The organism is Sphingomonas hankyongi, from assembly GCF_023516575.1.
GTDB lineage: Bacteria > Pseudomonadota > Alphaproteobacteria > Sphingomonadales > Sphingomonadaceae > Sphingomicrobium > Sphingomicrobium hankyongi.
This window is the reverse complement of the sequence record NZ_JAMGBE010000003.1, coordinates 436,001-457,452: the sequence shown is the minus strand read 5'-3', so window position 1 is coordinate 457,452 and position 21,452 is coordinate 436,001. Positions and strand designations below refer to the sequence as shown.

17 protein-coding genes and 1 pseudogene are annotated in these 21,452 nt (G+C 62.9%); 12 read left to right on the top strand and 6 right to left on the bottom strand.

The features are described 5' to 3' along the window. Window positions 1–11: 11 nt before the first annotated feature. Window positions 12–344 (bottom strand): hypothetical protein, encoded by a 333-nt coding sequence (locus LZ538_RS10740; RefSeq protein WP_249832004.1) that lies wholly within the window; start codon window positions 342–344, stop codon window positions 12–14. A 367-nt stretch (window positions 345–711) separates the two neighbouring features. Here LZ538_RS10740 and proS point away from each other — a divergent pair, with 367 nt between their 5' ends. The 5 genes from proS to dnaE all read left to right on the top strand — a co-directional run bounded on the left by proS (window position 712) and on the right by dnaE (window position 8,514). After that, on the top strand, window positions 712–2,034 hold the full coding sequence (proS, locus tag LZ538_RS10735; protein ID WP_249832003.1) for a proline--tRNA ligase: 1,323 nt from the start codon (window positions 712–714) through the stop codon (window positions 2,032–2,034). Then, entirely contained in the window at window positions 2,031–3,281 is a 1,251-nt protein-coding gene (locus LZ538_RS10730) for a lipoprotein-releasing ABC transporter permease subunit (RefSeq protein ID WP_249832002.1), read from the top strand. Before proS ends, LZ538_RS10730 begins: the two co-directional genes overlap by 4 nt. Beyond that, window positions 3,274–3,948 (top strand): ABC transporter ATP-binding protein, encoded by a 675-nt coding sequence (locus LZ538_RS10725; protein WP_249832001.1) that lies wholly within the window; start codon window positions 3,274–3,276, stop codon window positions 3,946–3,948. The genes LZ538_RS10730 and LZ538_RS10725 overlap by 8 nt, the downstream gene beginning before the upstream one ends. Window positions 3,949–4,004: 56 nt before the next feature. Continuing rightward, window positions 4,005–5,006 (top strand): lysozyme inhibitor LprI family protein, encoded by a 1,002-nt coding sequence (locus LZ538_RS10720; RefSeq protein ID WP_249832000.1) that lies wholly within the window; start codon window positions 4,005–4,007, stop codon window positions 5,004–5,006. 61 nt (window positions 5,007–5,067) lie between these two features. Beyond that, a complete protein-coding gene (dnaE, locus tag LZ538_RS10715; protein ID WP_347402765.1) occupies window positions 5,068–8,514 on the top strand; it encodes a DNA polymerase III subunit alpha in 3,447 nt (1,148 codons plus the stop codon). Between the two features lie 6 nt (window positions 8,515–8,520). On the opposite strand, the gene LZ538_RS10710 is transcribed toward dnaE, so the two are convergent. Both LZ538_RS10710 and mtgA read right to left on the bottom strand, forming a co-directional pair. Further along, window positions 8,521–9,180 (bottom strand): hemerythrin domain-containing protein, encoded by a 660-nt coding sequence (locus LZ538_RS10710; protein ID WP_249831999.1) that lies wholly within the window; start codon window positions 9,178–9,180, stop codon window positions 8,521–8,523. Between the two features lie 340 nt (window positions 9,181–9,520). After that, window positions 9,521–10,189, bottom strand: a pseudogene (mtgA, locus tag LZ538_RS10705) (monofunctional biosynthetic peptidoglycan transglycosylase); the annotation flags it as partial. A gap of 148 nt (window positions 10,190–10,337) precedes the next feature. On the opposite strand from mtgA, the gene alaS reads away from it, so the two are divergent. Both alaS and LZ538_RS10695 read left to right on the top strand, forming a co-directional pair. Further along, complete coding sequence (alaS, locus tag LZ538_RS10700) at window positions 10,338–12,989, top strand: alanine--tRNA ligase (RefSeq protein ID WP_249831998.1); 2,652 nt, start codon at window positions 10,338–10,340, stop codon at window positions 12,987–12,989. Continuing rightward, window positions 12,986–13,432 carry a GFA family protein gene (locus tag LZ538_RS10695; RefSeq protein WP_347402764.1) on the top strand — a complete coding sequence of 149 codons (447 nt, stop codon included), beginning with the start codon at window positions 12,986–12,988 and terminating at the stop codon, window positions 13,430–13,432. The genes alaS and LZ538_RS10695 overlap by 4 nt, the downstream gene beginning before the upstream one ends. On the opposite strand, the gene LZ538_RS10690 is transcribed toward LZ538_RS10695, so the two are convergent. Further along, window positions 13,387–15,192: a cation:proton antiporter domain-containing protein gene (locus LZ538_RS10690; RefSeq protein ID WP_249831996.1), complete on the bottom strand. Its 1,806-nt coding sequence runs from the start codon at window positions 15,190–15,192 to the stop codon at window positions 13,387–13,389. The genes LZ538_RS10695 and LZ538_RS10690 overlap by 46 nt on opposite strands. A gap of 79 nt (window positions 15,193–15,271) precedes the next feature. On the opposite strand from LZ538_RS10690, the gene LZ538_RS10685 reads away from it, so the two are divergent. Together LZ538_RS10685 and LZ538_RS10680 are read left to right on the top strand one after the other, a co-directional pair. Next, window positions 15,272–15,481, top strand: coding sequence for a hypervirulence associated TUDOR domain-containing protein (locus LZ538_RS10685; protein ID WP_249831995.1), 210 nt, complete (start codon window positions 15,272–15,274; stop codon window positions 15,479–15,481). 32 nt (window positions 15,482–15,513) lie between these two features. Further along, the gene (locus LZ538_RS10680; RefSeq protein ID WP_249831994.1) at window positions 15,514–16,725 is read left to right on the top strand and encodes an FAD-dependent oxidoreductase; all 1,212 of its coding nucleotides are present in this window, start codon (window positions 15,514–15,516) and stop codon (window positions 16,723–16,725) included. Here the strand turns inward: LZ538_RS10680 and LZ538_RS10675 are convergent. Both LZ538_RS10675 and LZ538_RS10670 read right to left on the bottom strand, forming a co-directional pair. Continuing rightward, window positions 16,702–17,358 carry a hypothetical protein gene (locus LZ538_RS10675; RefSeq protein ID WP_249831993.1) on the bottom strand — a complete coding sequence of 219 codons (657 nt, stop codon included), beginning with the start codon at window positions 17,356–17,358 and terminating at the stop codon, window positions 16,702–16,704. The two genes, LZ538_RS10680 and LZ538_RS10675, sit on opposite strands and share 24 nt — an antisense overlap. Beyond that, on the bottom strand, window positions 17,355–18,584 hold the full coding sequence (locus LZ538_RS10670; protein ID WP_249831992.1) for an NADP-dependent isocitrate dehydrogenase: 1,230 nt from the start codon (window positions 18,582–18,584) through the stop codon (window positions 17,355–17,357). The genes LZ538_RS10675 and LZ538_RS10670 overlap by 4 nt, the downstream gene beginning before the upstream one ends. A gap of 103 nt (window positions 18,585–18,687) precedes the next feature. Here LZ538_RS10670 and LZ538_RS10665 point away from each other — a divergent pair, with 103 nt between their 5' ends. The 3 genes from LZ538_RS10665 (at window position 18,688) to rpsB (ending at window position 21,387) form a co-directional block, all read left to right on the top strand. Continuing rightward, entirely contained in the window at window positions 18,688–19,428 is a 741-nt protein-coding gene (locus tag LZ538_RS10665) for a phosphatidylserine decarboxylase (RefSeq protein WP_249831991.1), read from the top strand. Next, window positions 19,425–20,192, top strand: coding sequence for a CDP-alcohol phosphatidyltransferase family protein (locus LZ538_RS10660; RefSeq protein WP_249831990.1), 768 nt, complete (start codon window positions 19,425–19,427; stop codon window positions 20,190–20,192). Before LZ538_RS10665 ends, LZ538_RS10660 begins: the two co-directional genes overlap by 4 nt. Window positions 20,193–20,631: 439 nt before the next feature. Then, on the top strand, window positions 20,632–21,387 hold the full coding sequence (rpsB, locus tag LZ538_RS10655) for a 30S ribosomal protein S2 (protein WP_249831989.1): 756 nt from the start codon (window positions 20,632–20,634) through the stop codon (window positions 21,385–21,387). The last annotated feature ends 65 nt before the right edge of the window (window positions 21,388–21,452 follow it).

Below are 21,452 nucleotides of genomic sequence, written 5' to 3'. Positions count from 1 at the left end.
GTTACGTATTGCTATCTGCCGCCGCGCAACCGCGGGATAAGCCCGAGCAATCCCAGAAGGCCGAGCAAGCCCCATGGAAAGCTTCGGCCCCCTTCATCCACGGGCGGCGGCGTTCCCATATCGGTGCTGTCTATTTCGCCCGTATTGCTGTCGATCGGTTCCAGGGCATTCGCGTCAGCAGGAGGTACCGCGGAAGGCGCCGAGACGTCATTCGTAGTCGTGCTCGCGGCGTTCTCGGCGGCCACGTCCGCGGCGTTTCCGGCGTCCGTAGTATTTTGCGCGCCCGCCTGCGTTCCAGCGAGCGTGACAGCGACAGCGAAGATGAAAGCTTTGGTCATGCGCATGGCATACCTCCCGTTCGGTCCAAGCTGCCGGTCGTTCTACGCCTATCCGGCCCGGCATCCAACGGGGGGCCAAAGCAGTCCACTTCGGGATAAAGCAAACGCCCGGACCGTCGAGCGATCCGGGCGTCCTGCGTGACGATTGCTCGTCAGCCCCCTTGGAGTGTGACAGCGAGTGTCCCCATTAGCGCCCGCTGCATCCCGAACCACGACCCAAGAGCCAGCTGTTCGGACAAGGCTTGCTATTCCCGGACCGCCGGACTGTCACCGCTGAAATCGCATATCGCTGCATTTCCGCGACTCCTGTGTCGAGCGAGCCACACAAGGGTGTGGTTGCCAGCCGTAGAGTGGCCCCCTAGAGCGCCGGACCATGCGCTGGTCCCGTGCTTTCTTGCCGGTTCTCAAGGAGAGTCCGGCCGACGCTCAGATCGTCAGTCACAAGCTCATGCTGCGCGCCGGGCTGGTGCGCCAGACGGCGGCTGGAATCTATGCGTGGCTACCGCTCGGATTTCGCGTCCTGAAAAAGATCGAGCAGATCGTTCGTGAGGAGCAGGACCGCGCCGGCGCGCTTGAAATGTTGATGCCGACGCTCCAGTCGGCCGAGCTCTGGCGTGAGAGCGGGCGTTACGACGCTTATGGTCCGGAGATGCTGCGGATCCGGGACCGGCACGAGCGTGAGATGCTTTACGGTCCCACGAACGAAGAGATGATCACGGTGCTCTTTCGGGATGAAGTGAAGAGCTATCGCGACCTGCCGCGCACGCTCTATCACATCCAGTGGAAGTTCCGGGATGAGGTTCGTCCCCGCTTTGGCGTCATGCGAGGGCGCGAGTTCCTGATGAAAGACGCCTATAGCTTTGATCTCGACGAAGCCGGAGCGCGGCAAAGCTATTACACACAGATGCTCGCCTATCTGCGCACCTTCCAGCGGATGGGCATCCAGGCCGTACCCATGAAGGCGGCATCGGGGCCGATCGGTGGCGATCTGAGCCACGAATTCATCGTGCTTGCACCGACGGGGGAGAGCGAGGTCTTCTACGATGCCGCCTATGAGGAGTTCGACTGGCAACAGTCCGATCTCCGGTACGATGACGCCGCGGGCTTGCAGGGCCTCTTCGAACGCGTGAACTCGACATATGCCGCGACTGACGAGACGCACGATGAAGAGCGGTGGAGCGGGATCTCCGCTGATAGGCAGCGGACCGGCCGCGGGATCGAAGTGGGTCACATCTTCTACTTCGGCGACAAATATTCAGCCGCGATGGGCCTGAAGGTCTCGGGCCGAGACGGAAGCATGGTCACTCCGATGATGGGCAGCTATGGCGTCGGCGTATCGCGCCTGGTCGGCGCAATCATCGAGGCGAGTCACGACGACGCTGGTATCATCTGGCCGGAGGCCGTCGCCCCGTGGCAGGTCGGCCTCATCACGATGCGCGCCGATGACGAAGCGAGCGCTGCTGCCGCGGAAAAGCTCTATGGCGATCTCACGGGGGCGGGGATTGAGACGCTGTTTGACGACCGTGACGAGCGCGGCGGCGTCAAGCTCGGCTCGATGGATATGATTGGGCTGCCGTGGCAAATCATCGTGGGTCCGCGCGGGATCGCCGCAGGTACGGTGGAGCTCAAGAAGCGGGCAACCGGCGAGCGTGAGGAGTTGAGCCTCGAATCCGCATTGGCGAGGCTGACTTCATGATTCTCAACCGTGCGGAGCGAATGCTCGCCCGGCGCTATCTACTTCCCGGCAAGGGGGAGGGGTTCATCTTCCTCGTCGCGACCATCAGCCTGATCGCGGTCGCTCTCGGCGTGGCCGCGCTGATCATCGTGATGAGCGTGATGAATGGCTTCCGCGCCGAACTGTTCGACAAGATCGTCGGCCTGAACGGCCATGCGGTCGTCCAGGGGTATGAGGGGCGCCTTCCGGACTGGCAAAGGATCGCCGACACCGCTCGGAAGACGCCGGGTGTCACATCCGCACTGCCTTTAATCGAGCAGCCGCTGATGGCTTCGTCCAATGGACGGGTGGAAGGCGTGCTCGTCCGCGGCCTGCGCGTCCAGGATATTCGAAGCAATCCGACAATCACGTCGAACGTGCTTGCCGGAGACATCAAGGCGATTACGCCGGGCAGCGGGAAGATCGCGATCGGGTCTCGGCTCGCTGATACGCTTGGCGCTTTTCCCGGCAGCGAGGTCAGCCTGATCAGCCCCGAAGGCCGATCCACGGTGGTCGGGACAGTCCCGCGCATCGTCAGCTACACGGTCGGCGCGGTCTTCGAGGTCGGGGTCTACGATTACGACAAGGCGTTCGTCATCATGCCGATGCAGGACGCTCAGGAGCTGTTGATGCTCGGCGATCAGGTAGGGATGGTCGAAATCCAGACTTCGAACCCAGACCGCGTATCAGAGATATTGGCACCGCTCCGGCCGCTCGTGGAAGGTCGCGGGATCATCGTCGACTGGCGGCAGATGAACTCGGCACTTTTCCAGGCGCTGGAGGTCGAACGCGTGGCCATGTTCGTCGTCCTGTCGTTGATCGTGCTTGTGGCGGTCTTCAACATCCTCTCGTCGCTGATCATGCTCGTGCGCGCCAAGACGCGTGACATCGCGATCCTGCGGACCATGGGGGCAAGCCGGCGCGGCATGATGAAGGTATTCGTTACCGTCGGCGTCACGATCGGCTCTCTCGGAATCCTCCTCGGGATCGTCCTCGGCGCGATCTTCCTGTTCTTCCGGCAGAATGTGGTCGACGCCATCCAGGTCGTGACGGGACAAAATCTGTGGGATCCTTCGGTACGCTTCCTGACGGATCTGCCGAGCAAGACCGACCCAGTCGAGGTCACTGCGATTGTGCTGACCGCCTTGATCCTTTCCTTCCTCGCCACGCTTTATCCGGCTTACAAAGCGGCGGGCACGGACCCCGTCCAGGTGCTCCGCTATGAGTGAGCCCGTGCTTGCGACCCGCGGGCTCAAGCGCAGCTTCACGCAGGGCGACGTTACCATTGAAGTGCTTCGTGGCGTCGACCTCGAGGTTGCCCCCGGAGAGATCGTCGCGTTGCTTGGTCCGTCAGGATCAGGAAAGTCGACCTTGCTCCAGGCCGTGGGGCTCCTTGAAGGTGGTTTCGAGGGGTCGATCCGCCTTGCGGGGCAGGAGGCTGCAGAACTGGACGATGACGGTCGCACGCGCCTCCGGCGCGAGTTGCTTGGCTTTGTCTATCAATTCCACCACTTGCTTCCCGAGTTCAACGCGCTCGAGAATGTCGTCCTCCCGCAGCTTGTGCGCGATGCGGATCCCGGAGCCGCCCGCGCCCGCGCCGAACAATTATTGGGCGCGCTCGGCCTGTCGCAGCGCCTCGAGCATCGACCGTCGAAGCTTTCCGGCGGTGAACAGCAGCGAGTTGCGGTGGCTCGTGCGCTCGCGAACAAGCCGCCGCTGGTGCTCGCCGACGAGCCTACCGGCAATCTCGACGAGAATACCGCCGACAAGGTCCTCGCCGAGTTTCTAGGACTGGTTCGAGGCGAGGGGAGCGCCGCGCTCGTCGCCACGCATAATGAGCGCCTCGCCGCCAAAATGGATCGTGTGGTCCGTCTTCACGAGGGGCATCTCGATTAGTGCATCCTTCGGGGCCTCGGCTGCGTTGCGACGGGTGTTGAGGAGGGAGTGCGTAGATGAACGGCGCTGATCGCGGCAGCGAGCCGGAGTGGCCAGTACGGCGCGGCCCGAATGGAGCCGAGACCAATATGACAGTCGTCGATCGCGGCGGGCGGCGTATCAGCCCTGTCTTCATCGCTCTGGGCGTGCTGCTCCTGCTGCTTCTCGGTCTTTGGCTATTCACCACCACCCGAAACGAAGATCAGGACAAGCTTATCAACCCCTCGACGGAGACAAGCTCGGCATCCGATCCGGACAAGCTTTGCTCGAAGAAGGCGACTTACGACCTGATCAAGCGCGAATTGTTCCGCCGCGCTGCCCAGGTGCGCGGCAGCGACCAGGCCGCGTTCGACCGGCTGTCGTCCTACGCGACGCTACGCATGGAAAATCCGGTGATGGAGAGCGAAGACAGCGGCACGGGCGCCGTCAATTGCTCCGGCTCCCTCTCGCTGGACCTGCCGCTTGGCGTCGCCGTGGTCGGCGGGCGGCGCACAGTCAGCGCAGAAGTCGACTATTCGGTACAACAGGCGACGGACGATAGCGGCCCCGTGGTCCTGCTGCGCAATGCCGATCCGATCATCACCCCACTTGCGACCCTGGCGCGGATCGCCGAGCCGGCTGCTCAACCGGCGAGTCCGGACGCGAATGTCGTATCGCCGGCAGATCCCCTGGCCCCGCAACCCGAAGCGCAGCCCGCAGCGCCGATGGCGCCCCGGAGCGAGCCTCGGGCCGTCAACACCCGGCCGAGCTTCGATTGTGGGAACGCAGGCACGCGCGGCGAGATAGCCGTTTGCTCGGATGCGGGGCTGGCCACTCTCGACCGCCAAATGGCCGCGCAATTCAATCGCGCACTAGGCATCGCGGGCCCGAACGAACGTTCGATCCTGCAGCGGACTCGCTCGCGCTTCCTTTCGTATCGCGATTCCTGCCAGACCAACGGATGCATAGCCGACGCCTACCGGGGGCGGATGCGAGAAATCAGCGACATCATGTCAGGTCGTTGGCAGCCGCCCCGCTAAATCGTGGATAAGTAAGCCGAGAAAGCTTTCCGGGTTGGCGCCGTGACCCCATAGTATCGCGGTGACTCAGCCGTACGTTCCGCTGCGCGTTTTCTCTTCGTTCACGATGCTCGAAGGGGCAATCGAGCCAAAAACCATTGCGGAACGTGCAGCGAAGCTGGGCTTTCCTGCGGTCGCGCTCACCGATCGCAATGGCCTCTATGGCGCGATGCCGTTCGGCGACGCCTGTTTTTCGAAAGGCGTCCAGCCGATCATCGGCACCATGATGGCCATTTCTCGTCCGTCGGCGATCGGCGGCGAAGCGGGAATCGACTGGCTCGCGCTGCTGGCCAAGGACGAAACGGGATATGCACACCTTTGCAAGCTCGTGTCGTCCGCGCACCTGGACCGTCCCGTCGAAGAGGATCCTCATGTCGCCTTCGATCAGCTTGGAAGTTATTCGGAGGGGCTGATCGCTCTCACCGCAGGAGCGGAAGGGGCGCTGGCTCGTCTCCTCGCCGACGGGCAACGAAGCACTGCCGAAGCTTATCTCGATGAGTTGAGCGCGCTGTTCGCCGATCGCCTTTACATCGAGATCAGCCGACGCGGCGATCGCGTGGAAGAGGCCGCGGAAGAGGCGCTCATCGATCTCGCCTACGATCGCGATTTGCCGATCGTGGCGACCAATCCCGCGGCCTATGCCGACCCGTCCTTCCATGCCGCTCATGATGCAATGCTGTGCATCGCCAATTCTGCCTATGTGGAGACGGCCGACCGGATTTCCTCCTCGGCGGAGGCCTGGCTCAAGGACGGGGCCGCGATGGCCGAGATCTTCGCCGACCTCCCCGAGGCGCTCGCCAACACTTCCGTGATCGCCCAGCGCTGCGCCGTGGCGGCTCCTCAGCGGAAGCCGATCCTGCCCCGCCTCGGAGAGGACGAGGACGAACAGCTTCGGCGCGACGCTCATGCAGGCTTGGCCGAGCGTCTGAAGGACCGCAGCGCCGAAGATCGTCAGGCCTATCTCGACCGGCTCGATTATGAGCTCGAAATCATCGTCGGCATGGGGTTTGCCGGCTACTTCCTGATCGTCGCCGACTTCATCAAATGGGCGAAGGCCAATGACATACCGGTGGGCCCGGGCCGCGGATCGGGCGCCGGCTCGGTCGTTGCGTGGGCGCTCACCATTACTGACCTAGATCCGATTGCGCTGAACCTGCTGTTCGAACGGTTCCTCAATCCGGAACGCGTGTCGATGCCCGACTTCGACATCGATTTCTGCGAAACCCATCGCGACAAGGTCATCGCCTACGTCCAGCGCAAGTACGGCCGCGACAAGGTCGCGCAGATCATCACTTTCGGGCGACTGAAAGCGCGTGCGGTACTCAAGGATACGGGCCGCGTACTGCAGATGCCCTATGGCCAGGTCGACCGACTTGCGAAATTGATCCCGAACCATCCGACCGATCCATGGACGCTGGAGCGGTCTCTCAACGGGGTGTCCGAGGTTGCGGCCGAATATCGAAGCGACAAGGACGTCAAGCGCTTGTTCGACCTGGGAATGAAGCTCGAAGGGCTTCCCCGCCACGCCTCTACCCATGCCGCAGGCGTGGTGATCGGCGACCGGCCGCTGGACGAGCTGGTGCCGCTCTATCGCGATCCGCGCTCCGAGATGCCGGTGACCCAGTTCGACATGAAATATGTCGAGGCGGCGGGGCTGGTGAAGTTCGACTTCCTGGGACTCAAGACCCTGTCGGTCCTGAAGGAGGGCCAGCGGTTACTGGCGGAACAGGGGATCGACATAGATTTCGCCAGCCTGCGCTGGGATGACGATGCCGTTTACGAGTTGCTCCAGCGCGGTGACACGGTCGGGGTCTTCCAGCTGGAATCCGAAGGCATGCGGCGCACGCTGGCAGCGGTCCGGCCGACGAAGTTCGAGGATATCATCGCCCTCGTTGCGCTGTACCGGCCGGGCCCCATGGACAACATCCCGTTGTTCGGGGACCGCAAGAACGGCCGGGCCCCAATCGAATATCCGCACCCGCTGCTCGAAGGCATTCTTGCCGAGACCTACGGCATTTTCGTCTACCAGGAGCAGGTGATGCAGGCGGCGCAGGTGCTAGCCGGCTATTCGCTCGGAAGCGCCGACCTGCTCCGTCGGGCAATGGGCAAGAAGATCAAGTCTGAGATGGACGCCCAGCGAGCCACCTTCGTCGAAGGTTGCGCGGAGCACCACCAAATCCCGGCTACCAAGGCCAATGAGCTGTTCGACTTGATCGACAAGTTCGCCGGCTACGGCTTCAACAAGAGCCACGCTGCGGCTTATGCTCTCGTCGCCTACCACACCGCATGGCTGAAAGCGCATCACCGGCCGGAGTTCTACGCGGCCTCGATGAGCTTCGACATGGCGCTGACCGACAAGCTCGGCATCTTCGTAGAAGATTTGCGTCGCGGCGACGTTGCCTGCCTGACGCCGGACATCAACGCCAGCCGCGCCCATTTCACCGTGGAAAACGATGCGGTTCGCTATGCGCTCGGGGCTCTCAAGGGTGTCGGCGAGAAGGCGATGGACGCGCTCGTCGAAGAGCGCGAGCGCGGCGGACCTTTCTCGAGCCTGGAGGACTTCGCGGCCCGCATCGATCCGCGCTTGCTCAATCGGCGGCAGCTTGAAAGCCTTGCCGCGGCTGGCGCATTCGACAGCATCAAGCCCGATCGGGCGGCGGTGTTCGCTGCGGCCGAGACGATTTTGGCGCATGCTGCAAGCGCCCACGACCAGCGCACGAGTGGCCAAGCCGGGCTGTTTGGAGTCAACTCAGCGGAAGCCGCGCCCATTCGGATGCCGCGAGATGCCACATGGTCTCTTGCGCAGCGGATGTCTGCGGAGCGCGAGGCATTTGGCTTCTATTTCTCCGCTCATCCGGTCGACACGCATCGCCACGTCCTTGCCGCTCACAAGGTGCGCACCTTCGCGGAGATCGCCGAGACGCGGATTGCAGAAGGGGAGCGTGTCGGGGCGACGATGGCCGGCCTGGTCGAAGACAGCCGCTGGCGCGTTTCAGCCAAGGGTCGCCGGTATATGATGGCGACGCTCAGCGATAGTTCCGGCCAATTCGTCTGCACGGCATTCGACGACGACGTATGCGCGGCGCTCGAAAGCGCGGCGAAAGAGGGGCTGTGCGGTTTGCTGGGCGTTGAATTGGACTGCCGCGCCGGCGACGAGACGCCGCGCGTAACGATCAAGCGGTTTCAGCCGCTGGCGGAGCTGGCAAAGCGAACGCGCTTGCAAATGACGGTGCGAGTTACAGACGCATCGGTCATCCAGAGGCTGGTTTCCGAGCTTAAAGCAGTTCGCGGCAGCAATGGCCTGGTCAGGTTTGTCGTTCCCATAAGCTCGGCCCGCGAGGCTTCGATCATCGCGGGGCGCGATTTTGCCCTCGATGGCGAGCTTGCGGCCAGGATCGAGCTCCTAACCGGGGAGGGGAGCGTCGACCTGTCACTTCAGGAAGCGCCGAAGCTCGCCCTCGTCGGCTGAACGGCGTCAGGCCATCCAGAAGCCGTCGCGATTCACGAGGCTCGTGATCCGCGCGTTCTGTTCTTCACTCAGGGCCTGCTTGAAGCGCGGGAACACCTGCTCCTCTTCCATATGCGCATGCTTGGAAACGAGCGCCCGGAACTCCCGCACTTTTTCGAGCCAGTTGGAGGCATCCGGGCCCATCTCGTTCAGATCGTAAATGAACGTCTTTATGTAGCCGTGCTCGCCTTCAAGGTGGTCGGCGTCGACTGCCTCATTGGCTTCGCGCAGCGCCGGATAAACGACCATTTCTTCCTGGTGCGCGTGCTTGTCGAGCGCATGGGTGAGCTTCATCAGCAGCATCTTGCGCTTGAACGTCTGGCTCTCATCGGTGGCGAGCATCTTGTCGAAGACGGCGAGGCCCACGTCATGTTCTGCTGAGAGGATCTCGTCCCAATCGCCAACGGCGGCTTCCATGCCCTGCATCAGCGCCTTGCGACCGTAATTTGCAGCCAACCCGATCGCCACTCCGCCAAGTGCTGCGGCGATAACCGGACCCGCGCCGTCGCCCCAGGAAAAGGCGCTGCGGCTATCGCGGCTTCGGGATTGGCTCGAAGCCGGGCGCGGCGAGGAGCTGCGGTTGGAAGTTGCCCGATTGGATTGGCGGCTTTGGGTACGCGTTGCCATACTATTCCTCCTTGGCTGAATTTGGGGGTTCAACGGTCAGGGAAGAGGCGCCGTTCCGCTCGCGAAGGCAGTTCGCGAACCGTTCGGCGCAGGGCTAGACGCCGTTCGCGGGATCCTGAGGCTGTTCGGATGGCGGAGGTATCTGGACCGGGTTTTGAGGCTCGGCGGGCGTTGGCTCGTTTACGACCAGGGGCTCCGTCGACGCCGGCGGTAACTCCTGCACGACATTTTCGACCGGCGGCAGCGCCTTTGCGCTTTCATACTCCTCACCCGGCAAAGGTCGCGGCGCCTTGCTTACGGGCGGAGGCGCCTTGTTCGCCGGGGCCTTCGTCCCCCGGTAGACGCATGCGTCGAGGCCATCGCGGCCGACGACACCAATCCGCGCGCTGATCGTATTCCCGTATCGCCGCGTGAAGCCTTTGGGAGCGACGGCACCCCGCTTCTTTGGAAGGGGCAGAACGGCAGCGATTCGCGCTGCTTCCGTGGCGCTCATGGCGCTCGCGTCATGGCCGAAATAGCGTTGCGAGCCGGCGTTGACGCCATAGGTCCCGATGCCGGTTTCGGCGACGTTGAGATAGACTTCCATGATCCGGCGCTTGCCCCAGAGGTGCTCGATGAGGAACGTGAACCAGGCTTCGAGTCCTTTACGGAAATAGCCGCCGCCCTGCCACAGGAAAGCGTTCTTCGCGGTCTGTTGGCTAATCGTTGAGCCGCCTCTGATTCGTCCACCTGAAGCGTTACGTTTCATCGCATCTTCAATGGCTTCTATGTCGAAGCCGTTATGCGAACAGAACTTGCTGTCTTCGGCTGCAATCACGCCGCGGACCATGTCGCGGTCGATCTCGTTGATTGACATCCAATCCTTCGTGAGGCCGCGCCCGGCGAAAACGTCTCCAAGCATCGTGCCGGTGATGGGGGGCGGTACGAATCGGTAGGCGAGAACCCAGAGGATCGAGACGACGAAAAAAGCGACGACTAGCTTCACGATCCAGCCGATGAGTCGCGCGATCGGTGATCGCGGTTGGCGGCGTCGTTGCCGCTTGTAACGGGGGATGGAGCCAGCTTTTGCCACGACCGCCTGCTAGCGGGCGCGACCGCCTCGTGCCAAGGGGCTCGCCTTGCCGCACTGCAGCGCAACATTTACATCATCGAGCACAATGACCACGACCAACGACATCCGGCGCGGATTCCTCGATTATTTTGAGAAGAACGGCCACGCGCGCGTCCCGTCGGCCCCGCTGGTGCCGCACAACGATCCGACGCTCATGTTCGTCAACGCGGGGATGGTGCCGTTCAAGAATGTGTTCACGGGGCTTGAGACGCGGCCGTACAGCCAGGCCACCAGTTCGCAGAAGTGCGTCCGCGCCGGCGGCAAGCACAACGACCTCGACAATGTCGGCTACACCGCGCGCCACCATACCTTCTTCGAAATGCTCGGGAATTTCTCGTTCGGCGATTATTTCAAGGATCGCGCGATCGAGTTGGCGTGGAACCTCATTACGAAGGAATGGGGTCTTAGTCCGGACCGGCTGACGGCGACCGTCTATCACACCGACGACGAAGCATTCGATCTGTGGAAGAAGATTGCCGGCCTTCCCGAGAGCAGGATCGTCCGAATTCCCACGAAGGACAATTTCTGGGCGATGGGCGACGACGGTCCCTGCGGGCCCTGCTCGGAGATCTTCTACGATCATGGCGATCATTTGCCTGGCGGGCCGCCCGGAAGCCCCGATGAGGATGGCGACCGGTTCGTCGAGATCTGGAACCTCGTCTTCATGCAGTATGAGCAGGCGGCGGGCGAGATCGTGTCCGAACTGCCGAAGAAGTCGATCGATACGGGCATGGGCCTGGAGCGTGTCTCCGCGGTGCTGCAGGGGGTTCACGACAATTACGAGACGGACACGTTCAAAGCGCTCATCCATGCCTCGGAGTCGCTGACGTCGAACAAGTCGGCGGACATGGCCGCGAGCCATCGCATCATAGCCGACCACCTGCGGGCTTCTGGCTTCCTCGTTGCGGACGGCGTGCTGCCGGCCAATGAGGGCAGGGGTTACGTTCTCCGCCGCATCATGCGCCGTGCAATGCGCCACGCGCACCTTCTGGGCGCCAGCGAGCCCTTGATGCACCGACTGGTGCCGTCGCTCGTCTCGGAAATGGGCGCCGCTTATCCCGAGCTTGTTCGCGCCCAGCCGCTGATCGAAGCCACGCTGCAGCAGGAGGAAGTTCGGTTCCGCCAGACGCTTGCGACTGGGCTCAAGCTGCTGGATGAAGCAACCGAGGGCCTGGGGAAGGGCGAAACGCTCTCGGGTGAGACCGCCTTCAAGCTATACGACACTTATGGCTTTCCGCTCGACCTCACCGAGCAGGCGCTGATCGAGAAGGAACTTCGGGTCGATCAGGACGGCTTCGAGCGCGCCATGGCCGAGCAGAAGGCCAAAGCGCGTGCCGCATGGAAGGGTTCCGGGTCGAAGGCGAGCGACGACATCTGGTTCGACCTTGCCGAGGAATATGGCGCGACCGAGTTCACGGGCTATTCCGGCGACGAGGGCGAGGGCGTCGTGCTTGCGATCGTCAAGGATGGCGCACGCGTTCAAAGCGCCGAGGTCGGCGAGACGGTCGAGGTGCTCCTCAACCAGACACCTTTCTACGGCGAGAGCGGCGGACAAATCGGCGACACCGGAAAGCTAAGCACACTCAAGGGTTTATCTGGCGAAGTCGAGGACACGTCAAAACCCTTGGGCAAGCTTCACGTCCTTCGGACCAAGATCACTCGCGGCGAACTCTCCGTCGGTGAGAGCGTCCACCAGATCGTCGACTCCATGCGGCGTGACCGCGTGCGGGCCAATCATAGCGCAACGCACCTCCTGCACGCCGCGCTTCGACATCGGCTTGGGACGCATGTGACCCAGAAAGGCAGCCTGGTCGCGCCCGATTATTTCCGCTTCGACTTCTCGCACCCGAAGGCGCTGACGCGGGAAGAGATCGATCAGGTCGAGGCCGATGTGAATGCGCAGATTCGCGGTAACGAGGCCGTCACCACGCGGCTGATGACTCCTGACGACGCGATCGCGGCGGGAGCCATGGCGCTTTTCGGCGAGAAATATGGCGACGAGGTTCGCGTGCTCTCGATGGGTCGCGGCGCCGATGCCGACTATTCGGTGGAACTGTGCGGCGGAACGCATGTTCGTGCCCTCGGCGATATCCAGCTCCTCAAGATCATCAGCGAAAGCGCAGTCAGCTCAGGGGTCCGCCGGATCGAGGCGCTGACCGGAGAGGCTGCCCGACGCTGGCTGACCGACCGTGATTCGAAACTTCGCGAAGCGGCGGCGACGCTGAAAGCCGCACCTGACGAGGTGCCCGCGCGCATCGCTGCGCTCGTGGAGGATCGCAAGCGCCTGGAGCGCGAGCTTGCGGACGCCAAAAAAGCTCTGGCGATGGGCGGGGCCGCGAAATCCGAGGGTCCCGCGCCCGAAGAGGTCAATGGGCATAAATTTCTCGGCCAGGTCGTGGATGGCTTTGATCCCAAGGGCTTGCGCGCAGCTGTTGACGAAATGAAGAAGCGGCTTGGCTCCGGCATCGGCGCCCTCGTGGCTGTGAATGAGGGCCGGGCCAGCGTTGCGGTCGGCGTCACGGATGACCTCGCGGGACAGGTAAGTGCCGTCGACCTGTTGAAAGCCGCGGTTGCTACGCTCGGCGGGCAGGGGGGCGGCGGCCGTCCCGATATGGCCCAGGGCGGCGGTCCCGACGGTTCCAAGGCTCAGGCGGCGCTGGATGCTGTCAGGGACGCGCTGGAGAAGGTCGCCGCGTGATCAACACGCAGAGCGGCGATCCGATCACGCTTCGCGGATCCTGCCATTGCGGTGCTGTGAAATTCACGGCCGAACTTCCAAAAGGGCTCGCGTCCGCGCGTCGATGCACTTGTTCGATCTGCCGGATGCGCGGCGCAATCGCCGTGACGGGTAGCATTCAGGGCTTCGAAGTCCATGAGGGCGCCGACAAGCTGGCGACCTATCGCTTCAACACGAAGAGCGCCGAGCACCATTTTTGCTCGGTTTGCGGGATCTACACCCACCACAAGCGCCGGTCCAACCCGAACGAGTTAGGCATCAACGTCGCCTGCCTTGCAGGACTGTCGCCCTTCGATTTCGAGGAGGTGGTCGTTTACGACGGTAGCCGGCATCCCGCGGATGACCCGCAGCACAGGACCTATACCGCGGGGGTGCTTCGGTTTGATCCAGCGGGGGACGTCTGAACGTCTCTTAGCCGTCGCCCCAAAGCCGGGATTTCATCCAGTTCGGCTTCTTGCATGATGCGCGCGCGAAGTTCGCTGCGCTTTTCATGAATGCTCGCGATGACCGGTCCCATCGCGACGCCAAGATCGACCAGCGCCGCTTCCGATAGCTGGAGCGACGCTTCGAGCGTTTCCGGGACGGCGTCGGTCACCCCGGCGCGGTAAAGCTTGCTCGCGTGGCTGGTATCGCGAGCTCGAGCGATGATCGGCAGATCCGGGAATGCCTTGCGAAGCGCGCGTGTCAGCCGGCCGACCAGCACCGGATTGTCCATCGTAAGAATGAAGGCGCTCGGCTCGCGCTTTGCGAGGCGCTTCAGAAATTCTGGCCGGGACACATCACCGAAAAGCACGTCGTAACCGTCGGCTCGTGCAGCGGCGACTCCGTCAATGTCGGCATCGACCGCGAGATAGTCCTTGCCATGCGCTTCGAGCATTTCGGCGACGATCCGTCCGACGCGCCCGAAGCCAAGGACAAAGACCTGCCCCAGTTTCGCTCCCTCCACGGTCGAATCGAGCTCATCGGCGAGATGCTGGGCGGCGGCGCGCTTCCCGGCAAAACGGCCGAGCTTGGCTAGCAGCGGCGTGACCGTCAGTCCGATCGCGGTCACGGTCGTCCAGAAATTGGCCTCGCTTGCGGCAAGCAGTCCGGCCCCCGCTGCGGCGGAGATCACGATCAGACTCGTTTCGGACGGACTGGCCATCAATATGCCTGTCTCGACGGAAACGGCTCGCCGTGATCCAGATACTCTAAGCAACAGCGTCGTGACGATCGCCTTGGCGATCAGCACTGCGGCGGCCGCGCCGAGGATCGTAGGCCATTCCTGCGTGACCGTCCGGAGATCGATGCGCATTCCAACGGTGATCAGGAATATCCCCAGCGCCAGACCGGCCAGCGGAGCGACGATCGTTTCGACCTCCGCATGGTAATCCGTTTCGCCGATCAGAATGCCGGCGATGAGCGCGCCCAGGATCGGAGAGAGCCCGACCGCGCTTGTCGCGAGGCTGGCGAGGATCACCGTCAGGAGACTGATCGCGAGGAAGAGTTCAGGGTTCTTGGCTCTTGCCGCCTGGGCGAAGAGCGAGGGCAGAGCGAGCCGGCCGATGGCAAGCATGGCCGCGACCAGGACTATCGCGAGCAGGGCGGTGCGAATGAATTCCCTACCTTCTGCGTGACCGCCGATGACCTCGATCGCGAAGAGCATCGGCACGAGCGCCAGATCTTCGAACAGCAACATGGCGAATGCGGAGCGGCCCACGGGCCCTTCCACGCCGGAGATGGGAAGGACGAGGGCCGTGGACGAAAGGGACAGCGCAAGTCCCAGCGCGATCGCGGGTTGCGGAGCTACGCCAAAGGCCAGGAGCCCGCCGCTGATCAGGACGGCGCTTCCGATCAGCTCCGCACTTCCGACCCCGAAAACGGTGTGTCGCATCGCCTGTAGCCGGCGAAAACTGATGTGGAGGCCGGCGGAGAAGAGGAGGAGCACGATCCCGAGCTCGGCGAACGGTTCGATCCGTTCGGCGTCCGAGATCGAAACGTAGTTCAGCCCCGGATAGCTGTGCGTCAATGCGCCGAGCCCGAACGGCCCGACGAAGATCCCAATCAGGATGAAACCGATGACCGGGCTAATACGGAACCGCGTGAACGCTGGGATGATGATCCCCGCAGCTCCCAGCACCACGAGCGCATCGCTGAAACCGGACGTGCTGAACTCACCGTGCATCTACCGGCTTTAGAGCAGGTCGGTAGCCGGGTGTCACCCTGACGGCGCGATAAAGTGTTGGGGATGTGAAGGAGCTTGGATGATGGCAAATCAACCGAAATCGGGTGATCGCGTCTCGTGGAAATCGCACGGCGGGACGGCCCGTGGAAAGGTCGTGAAGAAGATAACCTCCCCGATGACGATCAAGGGTCACAAGGTCGCAGCGTCGAAGGAAAATCCCGAATATCTCGTCGAGACGGAGGAGGGAGCAAGAGCGGCGCACAAGGCATCTGCCTTGTCGAAGGCTTGACCCGCGACTGATCAGGCTGCGAAACAGCCGTCATGACGTCAGACCTCGATCTGATCGTCGTCGGCGGCGGACCGGCCGGCGTGATGGCGGGCCTCCTCTTCGCGCGGGCCGGTTGCAAGGTTCAGATTCTCGAGAAGCACGCGGATTTCTTTCGCGATTTCCGTGGCGACACCGTCCACCCCTCGACCATGGAGATCCTCGACCAGCTTGGAATGCTGGAGCGCTTCCTTGCGCGGCCGCATGACAGGGTCGATCGAGCTGAGCTGCGTATCGCCGGTCGTGAATGGACGATCGGGGACTTGTCGCACCTGCACACCGCCGCGCCGTTCATCGCCATGATGCCCCAGTGGGATTTCCTCGACTTCCTCCGGGGAGAAGCAGCCGCTTTTCCGACATTCGATCTCCAGATGTCCGCCCCCGTGACCGCTTTCGTCGAAAGTGGGGGGAGGGTGACTGGAGTCCGGCTCGGCGACGGAAGCGAGCGGAAAGCGAAACTGACTATTGCGGCCGACGGACGGTCATCGATCGCCAGGAATCTCTTGCCCCTCGCCGACCTGGGGGCGCCCATGGACGTGTTCTGGTTCCGAGTAGGCAAGAAGGAGCGGGCTCAAGGGGCCTTGCGGGGAAACGTCGAGCGAGGACGGCTTCTCGTGATGATCGACCGCGGCGACTATTGGCAATGCGCCTTCCTCATCCCGAAAGGCGCTGCCGAAGCCTATCAGGCGCGAGGTATCGATGCGATCCGTGAGGAGGTGGCCGCGGCTGCACCGCCGGATCTCGATCTCGCTGACCTGGACGAGATCACCGATCTCCACCTTCTGACGGTCAAGCTGGATCGCCTGACGCAATGGTGGCGCCCGGGCCTGCTGGCGATCGGCGATGCCGCCCACGCCATGTCGCCGATCGGCGGCATCGGGATCAACCTTGCCATCCAGGATGCGGTGGCGGCGGCGAACGCGCTCGCGGTCCCTTTGCGGCGGGGCGACGACATCGATCCCCTACTTCACAAGGTGCAGGACCGGCGCATGCTGCCGACGCAGATCATCCAGGCTGGGCAGAAAGCTGCGCAGGACCGCGTCATCGGGCGACTGCTTCAGGGCGGAGAGCCGATACGCCAGGCGCCCATGTTGATCCGGATGCTCAATCGATTTCCCATGCTCCGACGCATTCCCGGGCGGATCATCGGGCTGGGCTTCAGGCGGGAGCGCGTGCGCTCCCCTCTAGATTCGGTGCGCGGCGAATAATTTGTCTACGGAGCCGCCGTTTCGACGAAGCTCGGCTTCCACCTGCTTGCGGCCCCGCCAATAGATCAGGGCAGGGTGCTTCGTACCCGTTTGCTCCAATTTCGCTGCTTCCTTGTCCGACAAGGACCCGCCGCCGGCGACATAATCGCAATAACCCTCGCGCAGCCACGCCGGATAGCGCCAGTCGGCTGTAACCCCGAAGTGAGTCCGGATCGAGCCATGCGTCATCTCGTGCGCGATGGTTCCTGAAAGGGAGCGCCGGCCGCCGACGGCCCGGCCATTGCGGACGATATCCGCCGATTGATCGCTGCGGTTCACGACAATTGCCTCGACCAGCGGTCGGCTAATCGCGAAGGCGCCGAGCGAACCGAGCGAAAGCCAGATCCAGCGCCACCCGCCGTCGGTCAGGAAAATCGGCTGATCGCCGGCGCTGCCTGCGATCGGCGAACCCCGCGCAACATCGTCCGCGCGACCCACGATCTCGCTAATCCGCGGCCCGATCGGCGCTTCGGAGTAGATGTCATGACCCCCGACGCGAGCCGAAAAAGGGAAAGCCAGCAGTTGCGGAGCGGCGAGCGGTGACAGGAGAATGAGGAGCAGCAGGGCGTAAATGCCCTGTCGTCTCCAATTCAAGCAGCGACGCCTTCTTCCGCCATTGCCGCTTCGAGATTCTTCACGATCGCCTCGAAGAATTGCTCGGTCGTCATCCACGCCTGCTCTGGACCCACGAGGATGGCGAGATCCTTGGTCATCTGGCCATTCTCGACCGTTTCGACGCAAACCCTTTCGAGCGTCTCGGCGAAGCGGACCACCTCGGGCGTGTCGTCGAACTTGCCGCGGTAGATAAGCCCGCGAGTCCAGGCGAAGATCGAAGCGATCGGGTTCGTCGACGTCGCCTTGCCCTGCTGATGCATCCGATAGTGGCGGGTAACCGTGCCGTGAGCAGCCTCGGCCTCGACGGTCTTGCCGTCGGGAGTCATCAGCACCGAGGTCATCAGGCCCAGCGAGCCGAACCCCTGAGCAACCTGGTCCGACTGCACATCCCCGTCGTAGTTCTTGCAGGCCCAGACGAACTTGCCGCTCCACTTCAGCGCGGATGCGACCATGTCGTCGATCAGGCGATGTTGATATTCAATGCCAGCAGCTTCGAACTTCGCCTTGTATTCGCTGTCGTAAATCTCCTGGAAGATATCCTTGAAGCGCCCGTCATAGGCCTTCAGGATCGTATTCTTCGTGGAGAGGTAGAGGGGCCAGCCGCGGTCGAGGCTGTAGTTGAAGCAGGCATAAGCGAACTCGCGAATGGCTTCGTCGAGGTTGTACATGCCCATGGCCACGCCCGAGCCGGGGAAATCGAACACCTCATATTCCTGCACCTCCCCGTTCTCGCCGGTCCACTTCATGGTGAGCTTGCCGGGCCCCGGAACGCGGAAGTCGGTTGCCTTATACTGATCGCCGAATGCGTGACGGCCGACGACGATCGGGTCGGTCCAGCCAGGGATCAGGCGCGGGACATTGGAGATGACGATAGGCTCGCGAAAGATGACTCCGCCGAGGATGTTGCGAATCGTCCCGTTGGGCGACTTCCACATCTTCTTGAGCGAGAATTCGGCGACCCGCGCCTCGTCTGGCGTGATGGTCGCGCATTTGACGCCTACGCCGTGCTCCTTGATGGCATTGGCTGCATCGATGGTGACCTGGTCGTCGGTCGCATCGCGGTTCTCGACGGACAGGTCGAAATAGCGGAGGTCGACGTCGAGATAAGGCTGGATCAGGCGCTCCCGGATCCACTGCCATATGATGCGGGTCATCTCGTCGCCGTCGAGCTCGACGACCGGGTTCTTCACCTTGATCTTGGCCATGTCAGTCCTGCGATTTCAGATTTCGCCCGCGCTCTAGGATGCGCGCGGAACGGGCGCAACCGCGGCGTTGTGCGCCTGCGTGCTGCGCTTTAAGGGAAGCGCCATGCCAGCCCTTGAGAAGCCGGACAGTCCGCTCACCACAACCAACGTCAAATGGCGTTTCCCATCAGTCCACCCTGAAGGGCGCAAGTTCGCGGTCGGCGCAGGCGCCATCACCTTGTTCGCTTTCCTGCTGCACTGGCAGATGCTCGGCTGGCTGCTCGTCGGCCTGACCATCTGGGTCGCGGCCTTCTTCCGAGACCCCGTCAGGACGACGCCTCGTGGGGACAAACTGGTCATCGCGCCAGCCGACGGCCTCATTACATTGATCGCTCGGGTGCCGCCCCCGCCGGAGCTTCGGGGGGCAGGGCTGCTGGCGGAAGGCGAGTTCACGCGCGTATCGATTTTCATGAGCGTCTTCGACGTTCACATCAATCGCGCGCCCATTGCCGGACGGGTCAAGCGCATCGCTTACATCCCCGGCAAGTTCGTGAACGCCGATCTCGACAAGGCGAGTGAAGATAATGAGCGCCAGCACTTTCTCGTTGAGGGGACCGACGGAACGGCGATCGGTTTCACGCAGATCGCCGGCCTGGTCGCTCGCCGCATTATCGCGTTCGTTCGGGAAGGCGATGCAGTTGAAGCTGGGCAGCGTGTCGGCCTGATCCGTTTCGGCAGCCGCGTCGACGTATATCTGCCGGCCGGGACCGGCCCGCGCGTCCTTTTGGGTCAGCGTACGATCGCAGGCGAAACAGTGCTCGCGGAGATCGGTGTCGATCCGGGACTTACCGGCACCAGCCAATGAACGAGGACAGCGAGCCGCGGCCGATACCGTTCCGCGCAATGATCCCCAATGCCATTACCGCAATGGCTCTGTGCCTGGGTCTCACGGGTGTCAGCTTCGGGATTGGAGGCGAGTGGGAAAAGGCGCTCGGGGCAATCGTCCTAGCGGGCGTCCTTGATGGAATGGACGGGCGCATTGCGCGCCTGCTGAGGGCACAGAGCAAGTTCGGCGCGGAGCTCGATTCCCTGAGCGACAATATTGCGTTCGGCACAGCTCCCGCGTTGATCTTGTTCCTCTGGTCGTTGCAGACCGCACCGCGCTTCGGCTGGATTGCCGCCCTGTCGCTGGCTGTATGCTGCGCGCTTCGGCTTGCGCGTTTCAACGCGCGCATCGACGCAGCCGATCAACCCCATAAGTCTGCCGGGTTCAACACGGGGGTGCCCGCTCCGGCGGGAGCAGGCCTGGCGTTCGTGCCGATCTACCTGTGGCTGATCACCGGCAATGAAGCGTTCCGCGCCTGGCCACTGGTCATGGCATGGACGATCTTCATCGCACTGCTGATGATTTCGAGCATCCCGACCTATAGCTGGTCCAGCATTCGCATTCGCAGTGGCTGGCGGTTATTTGCGCTTGCTGGAGTGGCGCTGCTCGGAGCAGCCCTCATTCGCGCTCCGTGGCATACGTTGCTGGTCGTCGCACTTCTCTATTTGGCGATGATACCCTTCAGCCTTGCCGGATATGCGAGGGTCAGGCGGCGTCGCGCCAGCGGGGCCGGACGCGCATAGGCTGCTGCACCCGGGTCCGAGGGCGGATGCGCGCCGGCGTTAACTGCAGGCAAGAACCATTTGCGGACTGCCCCTTGAGGGCGGCGGCGATCTTTGCGCCGCTTTCCTCAAGGACTGCCGCGCCCACGACGACCAAGAGCCACAAAGTGGCTAGGAAGGCGAGGGTGGCCAGGGCTGCAATCATCGCATCGGTCCTTCTTGAGAGCGCCTAACCAATCTGGACACGTTTCGTTCCAGCAAGGAGCAGGGCGCTCAGTTGAGGTGAAACAACGTTCCTGTTTTGTTCTTCTTTGTCAAGCCGGCTGGTTTTCCTCCCCTTGAAAGCGGCCGTCCCTTTCGCTAGGTGGCCGCGCATCCCACAGGCGGAGCTTACATACCGGTGCCGGCCGTAAGGCTGGTCATTCGGCTCCGCTGAGGCAGAACCGGAAGGAGAAAGATTATGGCGGCCACGGTCGTCACCATGCAGCAATTGCTCGAGGCCGGAGCGCATTTCGGCCACCAAACCCATCGTTGGAACCCGCGGATGAAGCCGTACATCTTCGGCGACCGTAATGGCGTTCACATCATCGACCTGTCGCAAAGCGTTCCACTGTTCGCCCGCGCGCTCGACTTCGTTCAGCAGACTGTCGCCCGGGGCGGCAAGGTACTGTTCGTAGGCACCAAGCGCCAGGCGCAGGACGCGATTGCCGAATCGGCCCAGGCTGCGGGTCAGCATTTCGTCAACCATCGCTGGCTGGGCGGCATGCTCACCAACTGGAAGACCATTTCGAACTCGATCAAGCGCCTGAAGACCCTTGAGGAGCAGCTTTCGGGCGACACCGCGGGCCTCACCAAGAAGGAGGTGCTGCAGCTGACTCGCGAGCGTGACAAGCTCGAGAAGAGCCTGGGCGGCATCCGCGACATGGGCGGTCTCCCCGACGTCATGTTCGTCGTCGACACCAACAAGGAAGAGCTGGCGATCAAGGAAGCGAACACGCTGGGCATTCCGGTTGTGGCCATCCTGGATTCGAACAGCGATCCGAGCGGTATCGCTTTCCCGGTTCCCGGCAATGACGATGCCAGCCGCGCGATCCGCTTGTACTGCGATTCCGTCGCGCAGGCAGTCAATGAGGGCCGTTCGGGCAACGCCGCTGCGCGTGGCCAGGACATCGGCGAAATGGCCGAGCCGCCGGTCGAGCCCGCGCTGGAAGCCTGAAACTGACTGCGCTCCTGCGGATGCAGGGGCCCGGACCTATATTGAATCTGGACTGGACCCCGGCC